The sequence below is a fragment of the Paraburkholderia susongensis genome (assembly GCF_900177725.1).
GTDB lineage: Bacteria > Pseudomonadota > Gammaproteobacteria > Burkholderiales > Burkholderiaceae > Paraburkholderia > Paraburkholderia susongensis.
Map to the genome: position 1 here is coordinate 423685 of NZ_FXAT01000001.1, position 21043 is coordinate 444727.

Annotated in this window: 20 protein-coding genes; 2 read left to right on the top strand and 18 right to left on the bottom strand. The window is 64.7% G+C overall.

All coding sequences use genetic code 11. From position 1 onward, the window contains the following. Positions 1-55: 55 nt before the first annotated feature. The 8 genes from der to ndk all read right to left on the bottom strand — a co-directional run bounded on the left by der (position 56) and on the right by ndk (position 9653). Positions 56-1393, bottom strand: coding sequence for a ribosome biogenesis GTPase Der (der, locus tag B9Z01_RS01965; RefSeq protein WP_085480576.1), 1338 nt, complete (start codon positions 1391-1393; stop codon positions 56-58). A 472-nt stretch (positions 1394-1865) separates the two neighbouring features. Further along, entirely contained in the window at positions 1866-3011 is a 1146-nt protein-coding gene (gene bamB, locus B9Z01_RS01970; protein WP_085481147.1) for an outer membrane protein assembly factor BamB, read from the bottom strand. 78 nt (positions 3012-3089) lie between these two features. Next, the gene (locus tag B9Z01_RS01975) at positions 3090-3719 is read right to left on the bottom strand and encodes a YfgM family protein (protein WP_085480577.1); all 630 of its coding nucleotides are present in this window, start codon (positions 3717-3719) and stop codon (positions 3090-3092) included. Between the two features lie 66 nt (positions 3720-3785). Beyond that, positions 3786-5123: a histidine--tRNA ligase gene (gene hisS, locus B9Z01_RS01980; RefSeq protein WP_085480578.1), complete on the bottom strand. Its 1338-nt coding sequence runs from the start codon at positions 5121-5123 to the stop codon at positions 3786-3788. 21 nt (positions 5124-5144) lie between these two features. Further along, positions 5145-6461 (bottom strand): flavodoxin-dependent (E)-4-hydroxy-3-methylbut-2-enyl-diphosphate synthase, encoded by a 1317-nt coding sequence (ispG, locus tag B9Z01_RS01985; protein ID WP_085480579.1) that lies wholly within the window; start codon positions 6459-6461, stop codon positions 5145-5147. Positions 6462-6546: 85 nt separating this feature from the next. Continuing rightward, the gene (locus tag B9Z01_RS01990) at positions 6547-7635 is read right to left on the bottom strand and encodes a helix-turn-helix domain-containing protein (protein WP_085480580.1); all 1089 of its coding nucleotides are present in this window, start codon (positions 7633-7635) and stop codon (positions 6547-6549) included. Positions 7636-7855: 220 nt separating this feature from the next. Beyond that, entirely contained in the window at positions 7856-9007 is a 1152-nt protein-coding gene (gene rlmN, locus B9Z01_RS01995; RefSeq protein ID WP_085480581.1) for a dual-specificity RNA methyltransferase RlmN, read from the bottom strand. A gap of 220 nt (positions 9008-9227) precedes the next feature. Beyond that, positions 9228-9653 carry a nucleoside-diphosphate kinase gene (gene ndk, locus B9Z01_RS02000; protein ID WP_085480582.1) on the bottom strand — a complete coding sequence of 142 codons (426 nt, stop codon included), beginning with the start codon at positions 9651-9653 and terminating at the stop codon, positions 9228-9230. 288 nt (positions 9654-9941) lie between these two features. On the opposite strand from ndk, the gene B9Z01_RS02005 reads away from it, so the two are divergent. Further along, positions 9942-10640 carry a Bax inhibitor-1/YccA family protein gene (locus tag B9Z01_RS02005; RefSeq protein ID WP_085480583.1) on the top strand — a complete coding sequence of 233 codons (699 nt, stop codon included), beginning with the start codon at positions 9942-9944 and terminating at the stop codon, positions 10638-10640. 141 nt (positions 10641-10781) lie between these two features. Here the strand turns inward: B9Z01_RS02005 and B9Z01_RS02010 are convergent, their stop codons facing one another. The 10 genes from B9Z01_RS02010 to B9Z01_RS02055 all read right to left on the bottom strand — a co-directional run bounded on the left by B9Z01_RS02010 (position 10782) and on the right by B9Z01_RS02055 (position 20080). Beyond that, the gene (locus B9Z01_RS02010) at positions 10782-11555 is read right to left on the bottom strand and encodes an MBL fold metallo-hydrolase (protein WP_085480584.1); all 774 of its coding nucleotides are present in this window, start codon (positions 11553-11555) and stop codon (positions 10782-10784) included. 8 nt (positions 11556-11563) lie between these two features. Further along, positions 11564-12703 carry an outer membrane protein assembly factor BamC gene (bamC, locus tag B9Z01_RS02015; protein WP_085480585.1) on the bottom strand — a complete coding sequence of 380 codons (1140 nt, stop codon included), beginning with the start codon at positions 12701-12703 and terminating at the stop codon, positions 11564-11566. 127 nt (positions 12704-12830) lie between these two features. Further along, positions 12831-13748, bottom strand: a complete 918-nt coding sequence (gene dapA / locus B9Z01_RS02020; protein WP_085480586.1) for a 4-hydroxy-tetrahydrodipicolinate synthase — start codon at positions 13746-13748, stop codon at positions 12831-12833. Positions 13749-13791: 43 nt separating this feature from the next. Continuing rightward, positions 13792-14394 (bottom strand): class I SAM-dependent methyltransferase, encoded by a 603-nt coding sequence (locus tag B9Z01_RS02025; protein ID WP_085480587.1) that lies wholly within the window; start codon positions 14392-14394, stop codon positions 13792-13794. A 28-nt stretch (positions 14395-14422) separates the two neighbouring features. Further along, entirely contained in the window at positions 14423-15625 is a 1203-nt protein-coding gene (locus tag B9Z01_RS02030; RefSeq protein WP_085480588.1) for a tryptophan--tRNA ligase, read from the bottom strand. A 6-nt stretch (positions 15626-15631) separates the two neighbouring features. Further along, positions 15632-16294: a site-2 protease family protein gene (locus B9Z01_RS02035; protein ID WP_085480589.1), complete on the bottom strand. Its 663-nt coding sequence runs from the start codon at positions 16292-16294 to the stop codon at positions 15632-15634. Positions 16295-16341: 47 nt separating this feature from the next. After that, complete coding sequence (locus B9Z01_RS02040) at positions 16342-16977, bottom strand: L-threonylcarbamoyladenylate synthase (RefSeq protein WP_085480590.1); 636 nt, start codon at positions 16975-16977, stop codon at positions 16342-16344. A gap of 212 nt (positions 16978-17189) precedes the next feature. Then, positions 17190-18020 carry a 3',5'-nucleoside bisphosphate phosphatase gene (locus B9Z01_RS02045; RefSeq protein WP_085480591.1) on the bottom strand — a complete coding sequence of 277 codons (831 nt, stop codon included), beginning with the start codon at positions 18018-18020 and terminating at the stop codon, positions 17190-17192. A 174-nt stretch (positions 18021-18194) separates the two neighbouring features. Beyond that, entirely contained in the window at positions 18195-19079 is an 885-nt protein-coding gene (locus tag B9Z01_RS02050; RefSeq protein ID WP_085480592.1) for an alpha/beta fold hydrolase, read from the bottom strand. Positions 19080-19171: 92 nt separating this feature from the next. Continuing rightward, positions 19172-20080 carry a ferritin-like domain-containing protein gene (locus tag B9Z01_RS02055; protein WP_085480593.1) on the bottom strand — a complete coding sequence of 303 codons (909 nt, stop codon included), beginning with the start codon at positions 20078-20080 and terminating at the stop codon, positions 19172-19174. 388 nt (positions 20081-20468) lie between these two features. On the opposite strand from B9Z01_RS02055, the gene B9Z01_RS02060 reads away from it, so the two are divergent. Next, entirely contained in the window at positions 20469-20993 is a 525-nt protein-coding gene (locus tag B9Z01_RS02060; RefSeq protein WP_085480594.1) for a gamma carbonic anhydrase family protein, read from the top strand. Positions 20994-21043 lie beyond the last annotated feature (50 nt).

Here is a 21043-nt window from a genome sequence, read left to right on the forward strand (position 1 = left end):
CCCAGCACGCACGCGGGTTTCAGCCTGGCTTTCGGCCTGGATCGCAGCCCAATTCTCAGCCTTTGTCCGCGTAAGGGTTCGTCGATGATCTGAACTCTATTCGCAATGGAGTGCCCGTCAGCTTGAAAGTTTCCCGGAAGCGGTTTTCGAGGTAGCGCTTATAGGTATCGGTAATGGCGTCGAGCGCATTGCCGTGAATCACGATGATCGGAGGATTCTGGCCGCCCTGGTGCGCGTAGCGCAGTTTCGGGCGCACCGGCCCGCGGCGGCGCGGCTGCTGGAATTCGACCGCCTCGATCAGCGCGCGCGTCAGCTTCGGCGTCGGCAGCTTCGACATCGCGGCCGCGTAGGCGTCGTCGACCGAGCGCATCAGCGGGCCGATTCCGGTTTTTTCCGCGGCGGAAATGAAATGGAATTTGGCGAAGTCGAGAAATTTTAGTTTGCGTTCGAGATCGGCCTTGGTGCGCTCGCGCACATGCGGATCGAGGCCGTCCCATTTGTTCACGCCGACCACGAGCGCGCGGCCCTGCTCCACGACGAAGCCGGCGATATGCGCGTCCTGGTCCGAAATGTCCTGGCGCGCGTCGAGCAGCAGGATCACGACGTTCGCATCCGAGATCGACTGCAGCGTCTTCACCACCGAGAATTTTTCGATCGCCTCGAACACCTTGCCGCGGCGGCGCAAGCCGGCCGTGTCGATCAGCGTATACGGCTTGCCCTGGCGTTCGAAATCGACGTAGATCGAGTCGCGCGTCGTGCCCGGCATGTCGAACGCGATGACGCGCTCTTCGCCGACCAGCGCGTTGATCAGCGTCGACTTGCCGACGTTCGGCCGGCCGACGATCGCGATCTTCACGCCGTGCGCTTCCTTGTCCTCGTCGCTCTCTTCCGGCTGGCCGGCGTATGCGATCTCGAGCGCCTCGTTGATCATGTCGGTCACGCCGTCGCCGTGCGCGGCCGAAATCGCACGCGGGTCGCCGAGGCCGAGCTCATAGAAATCGGCGGCGACGTTGGTGTACTTCATGCCCTCGGCCTTGTTGACGACGAGGAAGATCGGCCGGCCGACCTTGCGCAGATAGTCGGCAATCGACTTGTCCTGCGGCGCGAGACCATTGCGGCCATCGACGATGAACACGACGACGTCCGACTCCTCGACCGCCTGACGGGTTTGCCGCGCCATTTCGTGCAGGATGCCGTCTTTCGCGACAGGCTCGAAGCCGCCGGTATCGACGACCAGATAGGGCCGCTCGCCGGTGCGCCCTTCGCCATAGTGACGATCGCGCGTGAGACCGGGCAGGTCGGCAACCAGCGCGTCACGCGAGCGCGTGAGCCGGTTGAACAGCGTGGATTTCCCCACATTGGGGCGCCCGACGAGGGCAATAACGGGTTTCATCAGATGTTGTTCACGGTGAAACGCGGGATCGGACCGATCGCGCGCCTGGCGACGTCAGGCCGCCACACGGCGGCGTTTTGACGAAATTATCACGAATTCAGCCTGCTCCGGATGTGCATTCAATGCGCACCTGGGCAGACAGCGGTGGGCTGCGGGGCGGCGCCGAGGGGCCGCCAGATTCAGACTTTGCTGTTCGACGGCTCGCACGCCCGTTCGATTGCGCCGCTTCGCGGCGCTGCCGAAGAAACGCGTGGACCGCCTTGCGTGGCGGCCGGGACAGCTTCGAATCCGACTTGCCGGACCAGCCCGTCCGGCGAATTTTTTCTATTGAGCCTGCGCGAGCCGCATGGCAGGCGGACTGACCAATCGGCTCAGGACGCGCCCGGCAGCAGACTCGGGAACCGGTCAAACTTCAACTAAAAAGCGCGCGGCCGGCAAAGCCGGCCTGCGCGCCAGACAACATATCTCGCGATCAGCGCGGGCGGAAACCGAACAGGCCGCCGTCACGCGTCTGCACGACCAGCGTGTCGCCGGCGAGAACCGGCGCCGCGGTAATCGCACTGCCGTCGGTCTTCATACGCGCGACGAACGTGCCGTCCGTGGTGGACAGGAAATGCACGAAACCCTTGTAGTCGCCGAACACGGCGGCGCGGCCCAGCAGCATCGGCACGCTCAGGTCGCGGCTCTTCAGCGACTCGTTCTTCCACAGCACCGTGCCGTTGTTCGCGTCGAATGCGGAGACGACCGACCAGTCGTCCGCCGCCACCACGCTGCGGTCATCCTGCGCGAGACCGCTCGTGCTCGAGAACGGCTTGCCCCACAGCGCGCGGCCCGAGTTCGCGTCGAAGCAGCCAATCTGGCCCTGGAACGTCACCGCGCAGGTTTGCGAGCCGACCAGCGTGGGCGGGCCGGTCACGTCGTTGATACGCTCCACTTCGGTCACGCCCTTCGGATACGACACCGGCGTCTCCCAGTACGTGTCGCCCGTTTGCAGGTTGATCGCGGAGAACGCGCCACCCGGGAAACCGGCCAGCACTGCCGCATCGCCCGCGAACGTCATGCCCGACGACACGCGCAGATTGAGCGGCACCGCGCGGTTGCGGTAGATCCATTTCTGCTCGCCCGTTTGCGCGTTGAACGCGACGATCTGACCGTCGATCGTGCGCACGATCACGAGACCGTTGCCGACGAGCGGCGGCGAAATGATTTCGCCCGGCGCTTTGGCGGTCCACAGTTGCTTGCCGTCCGCGCCGAGCACGTAGACATCGCCCTTCAGGCCGCCAACCGCCGTGAGCGTGCCGTCGCTGCCGACGCCCGCCGACAGGTCGTCGTGCAGCTTGGTGCGCCAGACATCCTTACCGGTTTGCGCGTCGATCTTCGCGACAGTGCCGTTCGCGCCGGCCGCATATACCGTGCTACCGACCGCGACCGGCGAGAACAGGTAGCGGCCCGCCTTGCCCACGCTCGCCGACCAGGACTGCTGCACCTCGAGCACGGGTTTGAACTCGGTGAGCGGCGTCGGCACACGGCGCTCGTCTTTCGTGGATGAGCAAGCCGCCAGGGAGAGAACGGTCATCGCACAGATAACGGGCACGGCGTAACGTTTCAGCAGATTCATCGGTGAACGAAGCATTCAGGAAATTAATTAAAGGAGACCGTCTTCCGGCCCTGGCTCACGGCGCGCCGTGCGGAACGCTCAGCCGCCGAGCGCATCGAGCTTGAACTGGACCAGCTGGCGCGCCGAACTGTCGCTCTTCGACAGCGAATCGAGCGCGATCTTATAGGCCGCGCGCGCATCGTCACGCTTGCCCTGGGCGGCGAGCAGGTCGCCGCGGCGGTCCGCCACGATACCCTTGAAGGCGTCCGATTGCGGCTCGGCCAGCAGCGCGAGACCCTGGTCGTAAGCCTTGTCGTCGAGCAGCAGCGACGCCATGCGCAGCTTCGCGATCTGCTTGAACTCGTCGTCCTTCGCGTGATCGATCGCCCATTGCAGTTGCGCCTTCGCGCCAGCTTCGTCGCCAGCCGCGTAAAGCGCCTTGGCGGCGCCGAGTGCGGTCATCTGCGCATAGGCGGTGCGGCCGAACTTGTCTTCCATGTCGGCGGCGACGCGAGAAACCTTGTCCTTGTCGCCCGATGCCACGGCCAGCTGCACCTGGTCATACAGCACCGCGGCTTCCGCCGCCTGGCGCCGCTGCCAGAAATTCCAGCCGTTCCAGCCCGCTCCCGCCAACAACACTATCAGCACGATCCACGTGGTTGCATTGCCCCACTGCGCCCACCATGCCTTCAGACCTTCAATCGATTCTTGTTCGTCGTGGTAACTCATTGCCCGGCGATTTCCTCTTTCTTGCTACGTGTGCGTGTCGAGCCAGCCGGCCCGACGACATCGGGATCAGTCGTCGCCGTCTTCGGCGGTTGCAACCATCGCATTGATTAGAAATTCGGTCAAGTCTTCGGCGGGCACGTTATGTTGCTCGTTCTTACCGCCGTTGGACGTATCGCGCAGCGGTTTCACACCGACCGTGCCGTTGGCGATCTCGTCCTCGCCGAGCACGACCGCGAACGCCGCGCCGCTCGCATCGGCACGCTTCATCTGCGACTTGAAGCTCGCCGACTGGCCGTCCGCGCTGCAATGCAGGATCACGTCGAGGCCCGTATCGCGCAGGCGCTCGGCGATGATGAACGCCTGCTCGCGCGCCGCGTCGCCCTGATGGACCACGTACACGTCGCAGCCTTCGTCCTCGGGCACGAGGTCTTCTTCCTTCAGTAATTCGAGAATCCGCTCGATGCCCATCGCCCAGCCGCATGCCGCTGTCGGCTTGCCGCCGAGCTGCTCGATCAGCGGATCGTAACGGCCGCCCGCTGCGACCGTGCCTTGTGCGCCGAGCTTGTCGGTGACCCATTCGAACACGGTCAGATTGTAGTAATCGAGACCACGCACGAGACGTGGATTGATCGTGAACGGAATGTTGTTCGCCTTCAGGATGCGCTGCAAACCTTCGAAGTGCGCGCGCGATTCGTCGCCGAGAAAATCGATCAGCTTCGGTGCGCTCTGCGCGACTTCCTGCAGCGCCGGATTCTTCGTATCGAGCACGCGCAGCGGGTTCGTGTAGAGACGGCGTTTCGCCTCTTCGTCGAGCACGTCCATGTGCTTTTCGAGGTGCGCGATCAGTTCGACGCGATGCGCGGCGCGCTCATGAGCGAGGCCGAGCGAATTGATTTCGAGCTTGATGCCGGTCAGGCCGAGGTCGTCCCACAGGCGCTGGCACATCAGGATGATTTCGGCGTCGGCATCCGGGCCGGCAAAGCCGAGCGCTTCCACGCCGACCTGATGGAACTGGCGATAACGGCCGCGCTGCGGACGCTCGTGACGAAACATCGGGCCGATGTACCAGAGGCGCTTCGGGCCGTCGTAGAGCATGTTGTGCTCGATCGACGCGCGCACCACCGCCGCCGTATTTTCGGGGCGCATGGTCAGGTTTTCACCGTTCAGTGCGTCGGTGAAGCTGTACATCTCTTTTTCGACGATGTCGGTCACTTCGCCGATGCCGCGCGTGAATAGCTGCGTATGCTCGACGATCGGCGTGCGGATATTCTGGTATCCGTACGAACGCAGCATCGATTTGACCGTGGTTTCAAAAAATTCCCAGAGCCCGGCTTCCTGCGGAAGGATGTCGTTCATGCCCTTCACGCCGGAGAGCTTCTCGAGCTTTTTCTTCTGTTCAGTCATCTGTATTTCGATAGCCGATGTTTAGTTGAGCGCGTCGGCGCGGCCGTAGCGGCGCTCGACGTAATCGCTCACGATTTGCTGGAATTCCTGCGCGATGTTCTCGCCGCGCAGCGTCTTCACCTTCTCGCCGTCGATGAACACCGGCGCGGCCGGATTCTCGCCCGAGCCCGGCAGGCTGATGCCGATGTTGGCCTGCTTCGATTCGCCCGGACCGTTGACGATGCAGCCCATCACCGCGACGTGCATCTGCTCGACGCCGGGATACTGGTCGCGCCACACCAGCATCTGCTGGCGCAGATAGGTCTGGATCTGCGACGCGAGTTCCTGGAACAGCGTGCTCGTGGTGCGGCCGCAGCCGGGGCATGCGATCACCATCGGCGTGAACGAGCGCAGGCCCATCGTTTGCAGGATTTCCTGGCCGACGATCACTTCGCCGGTGCGCGACGCGCCCGGTTCCGGCGTCAGCGAAATACGGATCGTGTCGCCGATGCCCTGCTGCAGCAGCACCGACAGCGCCGCCGTCGACGCGACGATGCCCTTCGAGCCCATGCCCGCTTCAGTCAGGCCCAGGTGCAGCGCGAAGTCGCAGCGGCGTGCGAGCTCACGGTACACCGCGATCAGGTCCTGCACGCCGCTCACCTTGCACGACAGGATGATCTTGTCGCGCCCGAGGCCGAGTTCGACCGCGCGTTCCGCCGAGCCGATCGCCGACTGGATCAGCGCCTCGTACATCACGCTTTGCGCTTCCCACGGCGTGGCGCGCGAGGCGTTTTCGTCCATCATCTTCGCGAGCAGGTCCTGATCGAGACTGCCCCAGTTGACGCCGATCCGTACCGGCTTGTCGTACTTCACGGCCGCTTCGATCATCTGCGCGAACTGCGTGTCGCGCTTTGCGCCATGGCCGACGTTGCCCGGGTTGATCCGGTACTTGGACAGCGACTCCGCGCAGCCGGGATAGTCACGCAGCAGCAGATGGCCGTTGTAGTGGAAATCGCCCACGAGAGGCACCGACACGCCCATGCGGTCGAGCTGCTCGCGGACCGCAGGCACCGCCGCCGCCGCTTCCGGCGTATTCACGGTAATGCGCACCAGTTCGGAGCCGGCCTGCGCGAGGTCCTTGATCTGGATCGCGGTGCCGATCGCGTCGGCAGTGTCGGTGTTGGTCATCGACTGGATGCGCACCGGCGCATCGCCGCCGATGGTCACGAGCTGGCCGCCCCAACGGACGTTGACCGCATGCGACTTGCGCCGCATCGCGGGACCGCCGAACACCGGCTCGCCTGAAACGATCTTGCTACTGGATTGGGATTGAGCTTCGGATTGCATCGAAAAACCCATTTACGCCGCAAGCGCTACACAAAAACGCAGCGCCTGAATTGAAAAAGCGCCGCGGACCGGTTGGCCGCGGCGCATACCGTATCTGTCACGGCAACGCGAAACGCGCCACGTTGCCTTTGGCTGCTGCATATTTCGCCGGATCGACCGGCTGGCCGTCGAGCGTCAGCGACTCGAGACCGGCCTTGTTGCCAACTGTTACCTTGAACGGCGCAACGCCCGTCACTTCCTTCGTGTCGCCCGCATGCACGAGACCGGAGAACAGTTCCTTGCCGTCCTTGCCGCGCACGCTGAACCAGCTGTCCTGCGTCACGCTCAGCGCGACGCTCGACTCGCCCGGCGCAGGCGTGACTGCCGGCGCCGATGCGCCTGCCACGACCGCCGGAGCGCTCGCGCCTGCGGCCTGAACTTGCGAACCCGCCTTGGGCGCGGCCGCCGTTGCCGTAGTTGTCCCCGGCGCCGGCGCCGTGCCGGTGGCAAGCGGCGCGGGCATCGGCGTGCCCGGTGCGGCATTGTCAGCCGTGGCCGCCGCTTCAGGCGCCGATGCGCCCTCCTGCTCCGGAGCCGCTGCCGGACCTTGCGCCACCGCCTCCGATGCGCCCGTTTCGCTGCTCGTCGGACCGTTCGCGCTCGCCTTCAGACGCGCGAGCCACGCGGACGAATCGCCGCCATTGGTACGCCACATGCCAAGCGCGATGACCGCGACGATGATCGCCGCAATACCCCACAGCCACGAACGGCTCTTGCGCCCACTGTCACCGAGTGTCAGCGAAACCCTGCCGCGCGGCAAATCCTTGCCCGAGGACGCCGGCATCGACAGATCCGGCGCCGGCACGCCCTTCTCGCGGCGCAGCGCCGCCGTAAACGGCGCCGGATCGGCGCCGAGCATCTTCGCGTAGCTGCGCACCACGCCGAGCGCGAAAGTCGTGTCAGGCAGATGGCTGATATCGCCCGCCTCGAGCGCGCCCAGCTTGACGACGGACACCTTCAGACGAGCCGACACGTCCTCGATCGTCCAGCCCTTCGCCTCACGCAATTGGGTCAAGCGCGCGCCCACCGCCGCCAACGAATCGAGGGCCGGCTGCACGACAGGCTGCACCACCGCCCGCGCAACGGGTGCCGGGTGGTCTTCGTTCGTGCCTGTATCGTGCGGCTGCGGGTGCTGCGGCTCACTCATCCCAAATCCTTTCGCGTCGATTCTTTTTCACTTTCGCAATCCGGACGGGCTCGAGCCTCGCCTCCGAATCGCAGACCGTTTATAACAAAATGCGCGGCTCTGTGCGCCGCTTCCGATCGATTCTGCAAACTTTCTTTTCAAACGGCGGCGACATGAGGCATTTTTGCGCGCTCGCGGAATTTTCCGCGCGAGCGCCGACGGCCTCTGCCGCATCGCACGCTTACACGGCACGAACCTCGATCACCTTCGCCGCCTTCCCCGTACGCTCAGCAAGACGTGTACGGTCTTTCACCGCACCGGCCAGCTGACCGCAGGCAGCATCGATATCGTCGCCGCGGGTCTTGCGCACCGTGGTGACGACGCCCGCGTCCATCAGCACTTGCGCAAACCGCCTGATCTGTTCCGGCTTCGAGCGGACGAGGCCCGACTCGGGGAACGGATTAAACGGGATCAGATTGAATTTGCACGGCACATTGCGCGTGACGGCGAGCAATTCGCGTGCATGCGCCTCGCTGTCGTTCACGCCGTCGAGCATGCAATATTCGAACGTGATGAAATCGCGCGGCGCGACTTTCAGATAGCGTTCGCACGCCGCCATCAATTCGCGCAACGGATACTTTTTGTTCAGAGGCACCAGCATGTCGCGCAACGCGTCGTTGGAGGCGTGCAACGACACCGCGAGCGCCACCGGCAGATCCGCGCCGAGCCGGTCCATCATCGGCACGACGCCCGACGTGGACAGCGTCACGCGCCGGCGTGAGAGGCCGTACGCGTTGTCGTCGAGCATCAGGCGCATGGCCGGCACGACCGCGTCGTAATTGAGCAGCGGCTCGCCCATGCCCATCATCACGACGTTCGTGACGACGCGCTCGCCCTTGCCGTCGCCGCCCATTGCGCGACCGGCCGCATCACCGCGCGACGCGCGCAGCGCAAACTCGGCCATGCGCAGCTGGCCGATGATTTCGCCTGTGGTGAGATTGCGGGAGAACCCCTGCTTGCCGGTCGAACAGAACCGGCAGTTGACCGCGCACCCGGCCTGCGACGACACGCACAGCGTGCCGCGCGTTTCTTCGGGGATGTACACGGTTTCGACGGCATTGCCGTTGCCGACGTCGATGAGCCACTTGCGTGTGCCGTCGGCCGAAATATGGTCGCTGGCGATCCCGGGCATCGAGATCGTGGCGCGCCCCTTGAGCTTTTCGCGCAGGGACTTCGCCAGATCGGTCATGCCGTCGAAGTCGGCGGCGTTGTACTGATGAATCCAGCGCTGCAACTGTTTTGCGCGAAACGGCTTCTCGCCCAGGCTGTCGCAGTAGGCGACGAGCCCTTGGGCGTCGAGGTCGAGAAGGTTGACGGTGGAACTGCTCGTCATATCGAATCCTGCCATTTCAGTGCGAGACTACGTTCATGCAACAAGCTGCATGAACGCAATGCCGTTCGCGCCCATTCCTGCTGCTTTTACCTTACTACTTTGCCGGCCCCCGCGTGCGATTCGTGCGATAAATCTGTTCGGTTGCACGGACCGCGCGCCGCGAGAGACGGCTTCACGCGCAGATTCGCGCAACTGCACGCCTCGCGTGAGCGCCCGGCGCTTAACGCGAGTAGACGTTGACTTGCGGGAAGAAGAATGCGATTTCGACCGCTGCCGTTTCTGCCGCGTCCGAACCATGCACCGCGTTGGCGTCGATGCTGTCGGCGAAGTCGGCGCGAATCGTGCCTTTCTCTGCCTTCTTCGGGTCCGTCGCACCCATCAGGTCGCGGTGCTTCAGGATCGCATTTTCGCCTTCCAGCACTTGCACGACGACCGGGCCCGAGATCATGAACTCGACGAGATCCTTGAAGAACGGACGTGCTGCATGCACGGCGTAGAACTTCTCGGCATCAGCACGCGACAGGTGAACCATGCGCGATGCGGCGATCTTCAGACCCGCGTTTTCGAAACGGGTGTAGATCTGGCCGATCACGTTCTTGGCCACTGCGTCCGGCTTGATAATCGACAGAGTGCGTTCGATCGCCATAAAAACTCCAAAAAATTAAGAGGTTACAGATTCAAATGAATCCGCTATTGTAGCATGTTCCCGTGTATGATTGCGATTGGACCCTTACAGCACTGAAAGAATCCAGGCAAGGGATTCAAAATGCTGGTAGCGTAGGCTGCATGGGAGATTTCGAGGGGATTGAAACTCCCTGCCACCGCACTAATCTTAGATATGAACGCTTCGCGCCTCGTGTCTGAAACAACCGCCGGCGCTCCACGAATTACCGCATCACCTTCACGAAACACGCTTCCGAGGTAAGGAGAGACCATGAACGAACATCCGTATATGTTTGGCCGCAACGGTGCGGTTAGCACGGCCGAAACACGCAACCGCGTGCTACGGAACACCTACTGGCTGCTCGCGCTGTCCATGATTCCGACCGTGCTCGGCGCATGGGTCGGTCTCGCCACGGGCTTCTCGCTGTTCGCCGCCACCAGCCCGGCCATGAGCATGCTGGCGTTCTTCGCGATCGCCTTCGGCTTCATGTTCGCGATTCAGCGCACCAAAGACAGCGCCGTCGGCGTCTTCGTGCTGCTCGGCTTTACGTTCTTCATGGGCCTGATGCTGTCGCGCATCCTCGCGTTCGTGCTTGGCTTCTCCAACGGCCCGTCGCTCATCATGCTTGCGTTCGGTGGCACTGGTGTGATCTTCGCGGCCATGGCAACCATCGCCACGGTCAGCAAGCGCGACTTCTCGGGGCTCGGCAAGTGGCTCTTCATGGGCGTGATCGTGATCCTCCTCGCGTCGGTCGCGAACGTGTTCCTGCAACTGCCTGCGCTGATGCTCACGGTCTCGGTCATGGCAATCGTGATCTTCTCCGTCTACATCATGTTCGACGTGCAGCGGGTCGTGAACGGCGGCGAAACGAACTACATTACCGCAACGCTCGCGATCTACCTGGATCTGTACAACGTGTTCGTCAATCTGCTCGCGCTGCTCGGTATTTTCGGCGGCAACCGCAATTAAGTCTGACTAGACACGCGACACGCGGCGCGCTCGAGCGCCGTGCCCAGCAAAAAGCCCATAACGAGCAATCGTTATGGGCTTTTTCGTTACATGGCCTCGCGCCGCAGGAAGCGCTCTGTCAGCACGAGCGTGGCGGCGCTGTCAAACCGTGAGCCACGCGAAGCCTTCGCTCTGTGACGCCACCACCACCTCCGTGGACGCTGCGCCCAGCACGCCAGCCAACGCAGCCTGCGCCAACTCCGGCAGATTATTCTGCTGACTCAGATGCGCGGCAACCAGATGCCGCAGACGAGAACGGTCGAGCGAGGCCAGAATGGCCGCTGCCGCGTCGTTGTTCAGATGCCCATGATCGCCGCCGATGCGCGCCTTCAGCGACGGCGGATAACGGCTGCCCGCTAGCATCTGCACATCGTGATTGCATTCGAGCACAAGCGCATCGCAGCCGCTCAGCACCGCGCTGATATGCGGCGTGGACGTGCCGACGTCGGTCAGCACGCCGAGCCGGCTCGCGCCATTCGAAAACACGTACTGCAGCGGCTCGCGAGCGTCGTGCGGAACGGTGTAAGGGAGGACGCTGAGGTCGCCGATCGCCACCGCCTCGTCGCCCCACAGCACCTGCAGGTCGACATCGGCCTCGTCGGCACCGACCGCGCGCGCGGTCCCCCAGCTCATGTACAACGGAATCGACCACTTGCGGGCCAGCGTCAACGCGCTGCCGATATGGTCGCTATGCTCGTGCGTAATCAGGATCGCGTCGAGGCCTTCGACGCTCGCGCCGAGCCGCGTCAGACGCCGCTCGACTTCCCGCGCGGAAAAACCGCAATCGAGCAGCACACGCGTAGTGGTCGCACCGCTTTGCGCTTCCACCAGCAGCGCGTTGCCTTCACTGCCGCTGCCGAGACTGGCGAAGCGCACGGCCCCGCCTAGTTCAGTTGCGCGTGCAGCAGCGACACGATGCGCTGCGCGTCCGAGGACGTATCGATCTGGCCATTCGCGTCCACCACCGCGACCTGCGTCACGGTGTCACCCTTCGCGCGCACGTTGACGAGGAATTCCTGACCCGGCTTGCGCGACGAATTGCCGCTATAGAACAGCTTGCCGAAGAGTCCCTCTTTCTTCAGCTCCTGCATCGAATCCGCGTAGCGCACGTAGTAGATGCCCTTCTCGCGGTCGCGGTTGTCGACGGTGAAGTTGGTGCGGTCGAGCGCGAGGCCCACACGCAACCATGCACGGTCGAACGACTCCTGCAGGTCGAGCGTCGAAACGCCCGCGTCCTGCTCGATCGTGGCCGGCGCGGTGGCCGGGTGTGCGTCGGTCAGCAGTTGCTTCGACTGCGCGTCGGTCAGGCCGAATTTCTGCATCAGCTTGGCGAGGAACATCGCTTCGAGCGCCGGGTCGCGCGGACGCTCCTCCCAGCGCGACGACGTCTTGTCCTGCCCCGTCAGCACTTCTTCCATCGCGCTATGCGTGATCGAGATGTCGGTCGTGCCAGCCGGCCCGCGCGACACGAGCGTGCGGAAGCTGTCGCGCGTGCCCGACGAATACGCGAAGTCGATGAGCTTGCCCACCGTGCGGCGGAACCAGTCGTCCGGGATGTTCGCGCGGTTTTCAGCCCAGTCGGTCGTCATGATGCCGGTGGCCGGCGCGTCGGTCTTCAGCGCGAAGCCGTTCTCCTGCCAGAACTCCTGCAGTTGCGGCCACAGCTGCTCCGGCGAGCGGCCGTCGACCACCAGCCAGCGGCGATCGCCGTCGCGCTCGATGTGCATGCCGAGCGGATCCTGCGCGTTCGGCTGGCCTTCGGTCGTATTGCCGGCCGCCGTGACCGCGCGCGCTGTCGCGCCGCCGAGCGCCAGATTGGCGGGCGGTGCCACATAGCGCTGATCGGTCGGCGTGGTGCTCAGATCGCTCGGCACGGCAAGCGGCGGCGCGCTCGCCGTCGTCTTGTAGTTGACGCGATCGGAAGCGAACCAGTCGTTCAGCGTGTCACAGCCGGCGAGCGTCGTCAGGGCAAGCGCCAGCGCCGCCATGCGGGTTGCGTGGAGGGAAAGTGCGGAACGTTTCATGAGGTCCTTCGTGATGCTGGAACGCGATGCCTGGTTCAATGTGCCGGGAACGTGGGCTGAAGCGACGTCGATTAAGGAAATGCCGGTGGCGGCCTTGCGTGCGTGCTCGCGAACGCGCGGCCAGCCCTTAGCTGAGCAGGCCCGCTTCGCGCAGCGCGCCGCGCACCACTGCGTGGTATTGCGCGTCGAGCGGCGTAAGCGGCAGGCGGATACCGCCCTGCACACGCCCGAGTTGCTGCAACGCCCACTTCGCCGGAATCGGATTCGATTCGGCGAACAGGTATTTGTGCAGCGACAGGAGTTTCAGATGAATTTCGCGCGCGGTCTTCGCGTCCGCGGCGAGCGCGGCCTTGCACAGCTCGCTCATCGCGCGCGGCGCGACGTTGGCCGTGACCGAGATATTGCCGTGACCGCCGAGCAGCATCAGCGCGATCGCGGTGGGATCGTCGCCGCTATAGATGCCGAAGTGCGACGGCGCCGACTTGATCAGATGCGCGGCGCGGTCGATGTTGCCGGTCGCTTCCTTCACACCGACGATGCCCGGCACCTGGGCGCAGCGCAGGATCGTTTCGTTGCTCATGTCGGCAACGGTGCGGCCCGGCACGTTGTACAGAATCACCGGCAGATCGACGGTTTCGGCGATCTTCGCGAAATGGCGGTAGATGCCTTCCTGGGTCGGTTTGTTGTAGTACGGCACCACCTGCAGCGTCGCGTCCGCGCCGACGTCTTTCGCCTGCTGCGTGAGTTCAATCGCCTCGGAAGTGGAATTGCCGCCCGTGCCCGCGATCACCGGAATGCGGCCCGCCACATGCTCGACCGCGGTCTTGATCATGAGCACGTGCTCTTCGACCGACAGCGTGGCCGACTCACCACTCGTGCCGACCACGACGAGCGCGTCCGTGCCTTCCTCGACGTGCCAGTCGATCAGTTTTCGGAACGCCGGCAGGTCGAGGCTGCCGTCTTCGAGCATCGGAGTAATGATGGCAGGAATGCTGCCGCGAATCTGCACGCCGCCGTTGGCGCCGCTCTGGTTGCCGTTAGCCATGAAAAACCGTGAATTTGATCAGGTAAATCGCGATTGTAGCGGATTAGCCAGCCAACTCGTAACAAGGCAAGGGTGTCGCCCGTGCAGGATCGCCCGAACGCGCTGCCTCCCGAATTGCGCAGATCCGCTGAACGTAGGCCGGACGCGGTTCCGCGAGAAATCCGTCCTGAAACGCGACCACCCGGAGCTGGCCGCGCACCCTCTCGAGAAGCTCGCCCGGGGCGAGCAGAAACGCAGGATTGGACGGCTTGCCGACACTTTCGTTGCCTTGCGCGAAGGTCTCGTAAACCAGCACGCTGCCGGGGGCAAGCGCGCGCAAAAGCTGCGGGAAGAGCGGCCGATGCAGATAGTTCGTCACGACGACCGCGGCGAACGCGGCGGTGTCCGCGAGCGGCCATGCGGCGCCTTCGAGGTCGGCCACGAGCGGCGTGATGAGCGGCTCGCCGCGCAGCGTGTCGAGCGCGGCCGCGTCGCGGTCGAGCGCCGTTACCGGATGCCCGAGCGACGCGAAGAAGCGCGCATGCCGCCCGGCTCCCGAGGCGACGTCGAGCACCGCGCCGCCCGGCGCGACCAGATGCGCCCAGTGGCGCACCCAGCGCGACGGCTCACCGAGGCCGTGCAAGCCAGTGGCAGCGGGTGTGCTCATCGCCCCAGCGCGGCAGCCCGGTCGCGCATCAGTTGTACGACAGGCCCATGGCTTCGCGGACGTCGCGCATCGTTTCCGTCGCGAAGCGGCGCGCCTTGTCGCAGCCATCGGCGACGATCGCGCGCAGGAGCGACGGGTCGTCCATGTACTTCTGCGCGCGCTCGAGCATCGGTTGCTGCTCGCGCAAAATGCCTTCGACCACCGGCTGCTTGCAGTCGAGACAGCCGATGCCCGCCGAGCGGCACCCCTTCTGCACCCACTCGTGCGTCGCCTCGTCGGTGTAGACCTGATGCAGTTGCCAGACCGGACACTTGTCCGGATCGCCCGGATCGGTGCGGCGCACGCGCGCCGGGTCGGTCGGCATCGTGCGGACCTTCTTCGTGATCGTTTCCGCGTCTTCGCGCAGACCGATGGTATTGCCGTACGACTTCGACATCTTCTGGCCGTCGAGGCCCGGCATGCGCGACGCCTCGGTCAGCATCGCCTGCGGTTCGACGAGGATGATCTTGCGCGAGCCTTCGAGGTAGCCGAACAGACGCTCGCGATCGCTCATCGACAGGCTTTGCGACTCCTGCAGCATCGCCCGCGCCTGTTCGAGCGCTTCGTCGTCGCCTTCCTGCTGATACGCGTTGCGCAGCTCGTGATAGAGCTTCGCACGCTTGCCGCCGAGCTTCTTCGCGGCTTCGTTGGCCTTGTCCTCGAAGCCCGGCTCACGGCCGTACAGATAGTTGAAACGGCGCGCGATTTCGCGCGTCATCTCGACGTGCGGCACCTGATCTTCGCCGACCGGCACGAGCGAGCCGCGATACAGCAGGATGTCCGCCGCCATCAGCACGGGGTAGCCGAGGAAGCCGTAGGTGGACAGGTCCTTGTCCTTGAGCTTTTCCATCTGCTCCTTGTAGGTCGGCACGCGTTCGAGCCAGCCGAGCGGCGTGCTCATGCCGAGCAGCAGCGCGAGCTCGGCATGCTCGGGCACCTTGCTCTGGATGAACAGCGTCGCCTGCGCCGGATCGATGCCGGAGGCGAGCCAGTCGATCAGCACGTCCCACACGTTCTTTTCGATCACTTCGGGCGTTTCGTAGTGCGTCGTCAGCGCGTGCCAGTCGACCACGCAGAAGAAGCACGGGTACTCGGACTGCAGCCGCACCCAGTTTTTCAGCACGCCGTGATAGTGGCCGAGGTGCAGAGACCCGGTGGGCCGCATGCCGGAGAAGATACGGTCTGGGAACATGGTTATTTAGAAAAGCGAAACAAGTGGAGTCAGAATTGCGGTAATCGCGCTATAGCCGAGCGTAACGAGCGGCTTCAGCCAGAAACGCGTGAGCGTGCCCGTCATGACGAGCGCCATCACGATGAAAAAGCCGTACGGCTCGAGCCGTGAGAGTGCGATCGATTGCTTCGGCGGCAACAGCGCCATCAGCACGCGGCCACCGTCGAGCGGCGGCAGCGGAAAGAGGTTCAGCACGCCGAGCACGAGATTCACGCCGACGCCCGCTCCCGCCATGCGCGTAAAAAACGGCTCATTGACGTTGAGCACCGCGAGCGCGACGCCGAAGATGCCCCACACCAGCGCCTGGATGAAATTGCAGAGAGGACCGGCCGCCGCAACCCACAGGCTGCCCCAGCGCGGATTGCGCAGATTGCCGAACGCGACCGGCACCGGTTTCGCGTAGCCGAACATGAACGCGCCGCTCGTTGCGAAGTAGAGCAGCAGCGGAATCGCGATCGTGCCGAGCGGGTCGATATGGCGCATCGGGTTCAGCGACACGCGGCCGAGCACGTAAGCGGTGTTGTCGCCGAGCCAGCGCGCGACATAGCCATGCGCCGCTTCGTGCAGCGTGATCGCGAAAATGACCGGTAGCGCGTAGACCGCGATGGTCTGTATCAGGGAAGAATCCATAGCTCCTTATTGTAACAACGCGCTCGCGCGCCTCTGTCGGCTTTCGCTCATGCCGTTTCCTCGAGACCGAACGGCGCGAGCGAACCGCGCCCTGCCCGCACCAGCACGGGATCCGCGCCGGTCAGGTCGATCACGGTGGAGGGCTCGCACACGCAGGGGCCGCCGTCGATCACGAGATCGAGCTGCTTTTCAAGGCGCGCGCGAATTTCCTCGGGGTCGTTCAGCGGCTCGGTTTCGCCGGGCAGGATCAGTGTCGAGCCGAGCAGCGGCTGGCCGAGTTCCTCGAGAATCGCGAGCGTGATCGCGTGATCCGGCACACGCAGGCCGATCGTCTTGCGCGACGGGTGCGACACCCGCCGCGGCACTTCCTTGGTCGCCTGCAGCACGAACACGTACGGGCCCGGGGTCACTGATTTGATCAGCCGGTACTGCCGGTTGTCCACCATCGCGAAATTAGACAGCTCCGACAGATCGCGCACGAGCAGCGACAGCAACTGCTTTTCGTCGAGCCCGCGAATGCGCCGGAGCCGCTCGACCGCGTCCTTGTCGTCGAGATGACAGGCGATCGCATAGGTCGAATCGGTCGGCAACGCGACCACGCCGCCGTCGTTGATGATCTGCACGGCCTGCTTGACGAGGCGCGGCTGCGGATTGTCGGGATGAAGCCGGAAGTATTGGGACATGGTGGTTCACAGTGACGGCGGATGAACGGCGGCGGGCCGGGTGCGGCGAACGGATCGCGCGCGCCCTGCGAATGGATGACGGCCGACCTGCGGGATGAAATGCGCGGAAGCCGCATCCGGCCGGCACTGCACAGGAGAGACGCCGATGCGTACGCGCTTGCCGAATCCGGCCGGCTTGCGCGCGTGACGTGCCGTCGTGGCACGGCGCGCGGTCACAGCCAGCGTTCCCAGACGGGCTTGAGATCGGCGGGCAACGGCGGCAGTGCGCCGAGTTCGATGCGGCCTTCGCCGGGCGCATGGAAGTCGGACCCGCGCGAAGCCTCGAAGCCGAAGCGGCGCGCGACGTCAGCGTATTCGCGGTACTGGTCGGGCGTATGGCTGCCCGTCACGACCTCGATCGCCTTGCCGCCGAGATCGATGAATTCGCCGAAAAGCGCGTCGAATTCGAGCGGCGAATACGCGTAGCGGCCCGGATGCGCGACGATCGCCTCGCCGCCCGCGGCCCGGATCCAGCCGACCGCGTCGGCGAGCTTGGCCCAGCGGTGCGCGATGCAGGCCGGCTTGCCGTCGCCGAGATAGCGGTCGAACACTTCCTGCGTGGAGCCGCAGTGGCCGTGCTCGACCATGAAGCGCGCGAAATGCGTGCGCGACATCATGTCGGGGTTCGACACGTAGTCGAGCGCGCCCTCGTAAGCGCCCGGGATGCCGAGTGCGGCCAGTTGTTCGCCGATCGCTTCGGCACGCGCGGCGCGGCCGTCGCGGGTGCGTGCGAGACCGTCGATCAGGATCTGACTGGTCGGATCGATACCGAGCCCGACGATGTGCACCGTGCGCCCCGCCCAGGTGACCGAAATCTCGACGCCGCTCAGGTAGCGCATGCCGAGCGCCTCGGCGGCGGCGCGCGCCTCGTGCTGGCCGCCCACCTCGTCGTGATCGGTGAGCGCCCACAGCGTCACGCCGTTCGCGTGCGCGCGGCGCGCGACGTCGGCCGGCGCGAACAGGCCGTCGGAAACGGTGGAGTGGCAGTGAAGATCGGCGTTCATCGTGGTCCTGGGGAGGTTCTACGTTCATTTTACTGCAACGCAGTAAGTGCTCGCAGGGCTATCTCGCGATGCCGTTTGCGCGAGCCGGCATCGGGCGGGCTGGGGGCCGCCTCGGACAACCACGCAGGACAACCTCGGGGCCGCGCCATGCCCCTCGAACACCCAGCTGCCCGCTTACGCGCAGAATCCCTCGATCAGCGCGGCGACCTGTTCCGGCTGGTCGTGATGCACCATGTGCCCCGCCTCGTCGATGATCTTCTCGCGCCAGTCCGGGAACGCCTGAAAGCGCGCCTTGAATTCGTCGAGCGGAATCTCGCCGGCGATCTGCGCGAGCGTCGGCGAACCGGCGGCCTCGACGTGCAGGACTTTCGCGCTCACCTTGCGCCACACGGCCATCACTTCGTCGAGGCGATACAGCATCGGACCGCGCACCTTGTGCGCCGGATCGGCGAGCAGCATGAAGCGCCCCTCGCCGTCCGGCTTCGACCAGTGCTGCGCGAGAAACTTCGCGCGCCGCGGATCGAGCCGCGGATTAGTCTTGATAAGACGCGCGGCCACCTCGTCGAGCGACGCGTAGCGTCTCAGTTGCGGCGGATCGCGCAACTCGTCGAGCCAGTTGAGCAAGCGCCTCGGCGCCTGCGCCGGATGCGACGGCGCGAGCCCGAAGCCCTCGAGATCGACCACGCGCCGCACGCGCTGCGGCCGCACGCCCGCGTACAGGCACACGACGTTCGCGCCCATGCTGTGCCCGACCAGATTGACCTCGCCGCCCGGCGCATAGTGGTCGACGAGCGCGTCGAGATCGCCGAGATAGTCCTGCACCCAGTAGCTGCCGCCGCCGCGCTCGGCGACCGGCCAGTCGGACAGACCGAAGCCGCGCATATCCGGTGCGATCACCTGCCAGTCGCCGCCGAGCGCATCGACGACGAACTGGAACGAGGCGCCCACATCCATCCAGCCGTGCAGCATGAACAGTATCGGCGCGTCGGGGTGCCCCCAACGGCGCACATGCAGGCGAACGCCGCGCACGGCGACGAACTCGGACCGGGAAGTATTCATGAACGACGGACCTAAAAAAAGAATGATCGTTCGATTATAGAGACAGCCGGACGATACGGGGAGCCCGATTATCGACCTGGTTATCGACCTGGTTATCGACCTGGCTCCCGCTCGTCCGTGGCGGCCGGTGCTGATTGCTGCTCGTCGAGACTCGCGAGCGCGGCGAGTTCGGCGTCGTCGAAACCGGCATCGCGGCGCGCTTCGAAATTGAACGGACCGCGTAATCTCGGCGCGTGGTACTGCTCGGCGAGACGCAGGTAAGTCTCATGCGGATCGAGACCGCCTGCATCGCAAAGATGACGGAACCAGCGATTGCCGATCAGCACGTGGCCGATTTCATCGCGCAGGATCACGTCGAGAATCGCCGCAGACGCCTGATCGCCCGCCTGTTGCAAACGCGCGCGGATCGGCGGCGACGCGTCGAGGCCGCGCGCTTCGAGCGTGCGCGGCACCAGCGCCATGCGCGCGAGCACGTCGGCGCGGGTGCGTTCGCACATGTCCCACAGTCCGCCATGCGCCGGGAAATCGCCGTATGCGTGGCCGTATTGCGCGAGGCGCGCGGTTAGCAGCGAGTAGTGGTAGGCCTCCTCGGCGGCGACCTTGAGCCAGTCGGTATAGAACGCGGCGGGCATGCCAGCGAAGCGCCAGACGGCGTCGAGCGCGAGGTTGATCGCGTTGAATTCGATGTGCGCGAGCGCATGCAGCAATACCGCGCGGCCCTGCGGCGACTGCATGCTGCGTCGGCCGAGCAGGCGCGGCTCGACCAGTTCGGGGCGCGTGAGGCGACCCGGTAAGTCTGCTGGCTCATCCAGTTCGAGGTCAGCGCGGCAGATGGCGCGGCCGTCGAGTATCTCGGCGTACAGCGCGCGTGCCGCGTCTGCCTTCGCGGCCGGATCGCTTTCGCGCAAGGCGGCGAGCGCGGCGCTACGCGCGCAATACGGCTCTTCTCGCGAATTCCGGGTGTGGGAAGCGGATGAAGCGGACGAAGCGGCAGACGTCATGAGAAACGGATCGGCAACGGAAACAATCGAGGCAATTGAAGCCAAGGGATAAAACAGCGGGGAATACTGTGGTAAATGCGACGGTGGTAAATGGGACCGCAGCAAATACGGCCGGGCAACGCCGCGAACACCGGAGAGCGCCAACAATACGACAACCAGGCCGCCATGACGGCCCAAGGGCACACCGAATGCGGAGTCCCAGCACGACCACATGAAATCGCACGAAAACGCTCAGGAGCGTCCCGCGCCGCGCTGAGCGGCCCAACCATACAAGCGTTTACAATACCCGATTCGACCATCCGGCGCGCCCGCGGGCGCGTCCGTCAGACTAACGAGACGGGGCGCCCGGCCAGATACCACGTGCGGCGGCCGATCAACAGGAGACATTGTGACGATTTACAAGCTGGGCGAAGCCGCCCCGGTCATTCATGAAAGCGTGTTCGTCGCGGATTCGGCGAACATCATCGGCAACGTGACGCTCGAGGAGAACGCGAGCGTGTGGTTCGGCGCCACGCTTCGCGGCGACAACGAGCCGATCACGATCGGCGCCGGTAGCAACGTGCAGGAAAGCGCCGTGCTGCACACCGACCCCGGCTTCCCGCTGACGGTCGAGCCGAACGTGACGGTCGGCCATCAGGCCATGCTGCACGGCTGCACGATCAAGGAAGGTTCATTGATCGGAATTCAGGCCGTGGTCTTGAATGGCGCGGTGATCGGCCGCAACTGTCTGGTCGGAGCCGGCGCCATCGTCACCGAGGGCAAGGTGTTTCCCGACAATACCTTGATTCTCGGCGCACCCGCCAAGGCGGTGCGCGAATTGACGGAAACGGATATCGCCAATATGCAGCGCGGCGCGGCAAGCTATGCCGGGCGCCGCGAGTATTTCAAGGCGCAACTCGTGCGCATCGGCTAGACGGCCGGCGCGCGCGGGGCGCAACGGCGCGGCATTACGCCGCGTCATAC

Excerpts from the sequence above, each read along its gene's own strand:
- der (WP_085480576.1), bottom strand. The coding sequence starts at position 1,393 with ATGAAACCCGTTATTGCCCTCGTCGGGCGCCCCAATGTGGGGAAATCC.
- bamB (WP_085481147.1), bottom strand. The coding sequence starts at position 3,011 with ATGAATCTGCTGAAACGTTACGCCGTGCCCGTTATCTGTGCGATGACC.
- B9Z01_RS01975 (WP_085480577.1), bottom strand. The coding sequence starts at position 3,719 with ATGAGTTACCACGACGAACAAGAATCGATTGAAGGTCTGAAGGCATGG.
- hisS (WP_085480578.1), bottom strand. The coding sequence starts at position 5,123 with ATGACTGAACAGAAGAAAAAGCTCGAGAAGCTCTCCGGCGTGAAGGGC.
- ispG (WP_085480579.1), bottom strand. The coding sequence starts at position 6,461 with ATGGGTTTTTCGATGCAATCCGAAGCTCAATCCCAATCCAGTAGCAAG.
- B9Z01_RS01990 (WP_085480580.1), bottom strand. The coding sequence starts at position 7,635 with ATGAGTGAGCCGCAGCACCCGCAGCCGCACGATACAGGCACGAACGAA.
- rlmN (WP_085480581.1), bottom strand. The coding sequence starts at position 9,007 with ATGACGAGCAGTTCCACCGTCAACCTTCTCGACCTCGACGCCCAAGGG.
- ndk (WP_085480582.1), bottom strand. The coding sequence starts at position 9,653 with ATGGCGATCGAACGCACTCTGTCGATTATCAAGCCGGACGCAGTGGCC.
- B9Z01_RS02005 (WP_085480583.1), top strand. The coding sequence starts at position 9,942 with ATGAACGAACATCCGTATATGTTTGGCCGCAACGGTGCGGTTAGCACG.
- bamC (WP_085480585.1), bottom strand. The coding sequence starts at position 12,703 with ATGAAACGTTCCGCACTTTCCCTCCACGCAACCCGCATGGCGGCGCTG.
- dapA (WP_085480586.1), bottom strand. The coding sequence starts at position 13,748 with ATGGCTAACGGCAACCAGAGCGGCGCCAACGGCGGCGTGCAGATTCGC.
- B9Z01_RS02025 (WP_085480587.1), bottom strand. The coding sequence starts at position 14,394 with ATGAGCACACCCGCTGCCACTGGCTTGCACGGCCTCGGTGAGCCGTCG.
- B9Z01_RS02030 (WP_085480588.1), bottom strand. The coding sequence starts at position 15,625 with ATGTTCCCAGACCGTATCTTCTCCGGCATGCGGCCCACCGGGTCTCTG.
- B9Z01_RS02035 (WP_085480589.1), bottom strand. The coding sequence starts at position 16,294 with ATGGATTCTTCCCTGATACAGACCATCGCGGTCTACGCGCTACCGGTC.
- B9Z01_RS02040 (WP_085480590.1), bottom strand. The coding sequence starts at position 16,977 with ATGTCCCAATACTTCCGGCTTCATCCCGACAATCCGCAGCCGCGCCTC.
- B9Z01_RS02045 (WP_085480591.1), bottom strand. The coding sequence starts at position 18,020 with ATGAACGCCGATCTTCACTGCCACTCCACCGTTTCCGACGGCCTGTTC.
- B9Z01_RS02050 (WP_085480592.1), bottom strand. The coding sequence starts at position 19,079 with ATGAATACTTCCCGGTCCGAGTTCGTCGCCGTGCGCGGCGTTCGCCTG.
- B9Z01_RS02055 (WP_085480593.1), bottom strand. The coding sequence starts at position 20,080 with ATGACGTCTGCCGCTTCGTCCGCTTCATCCGCTTCCCACACCCGGAAT.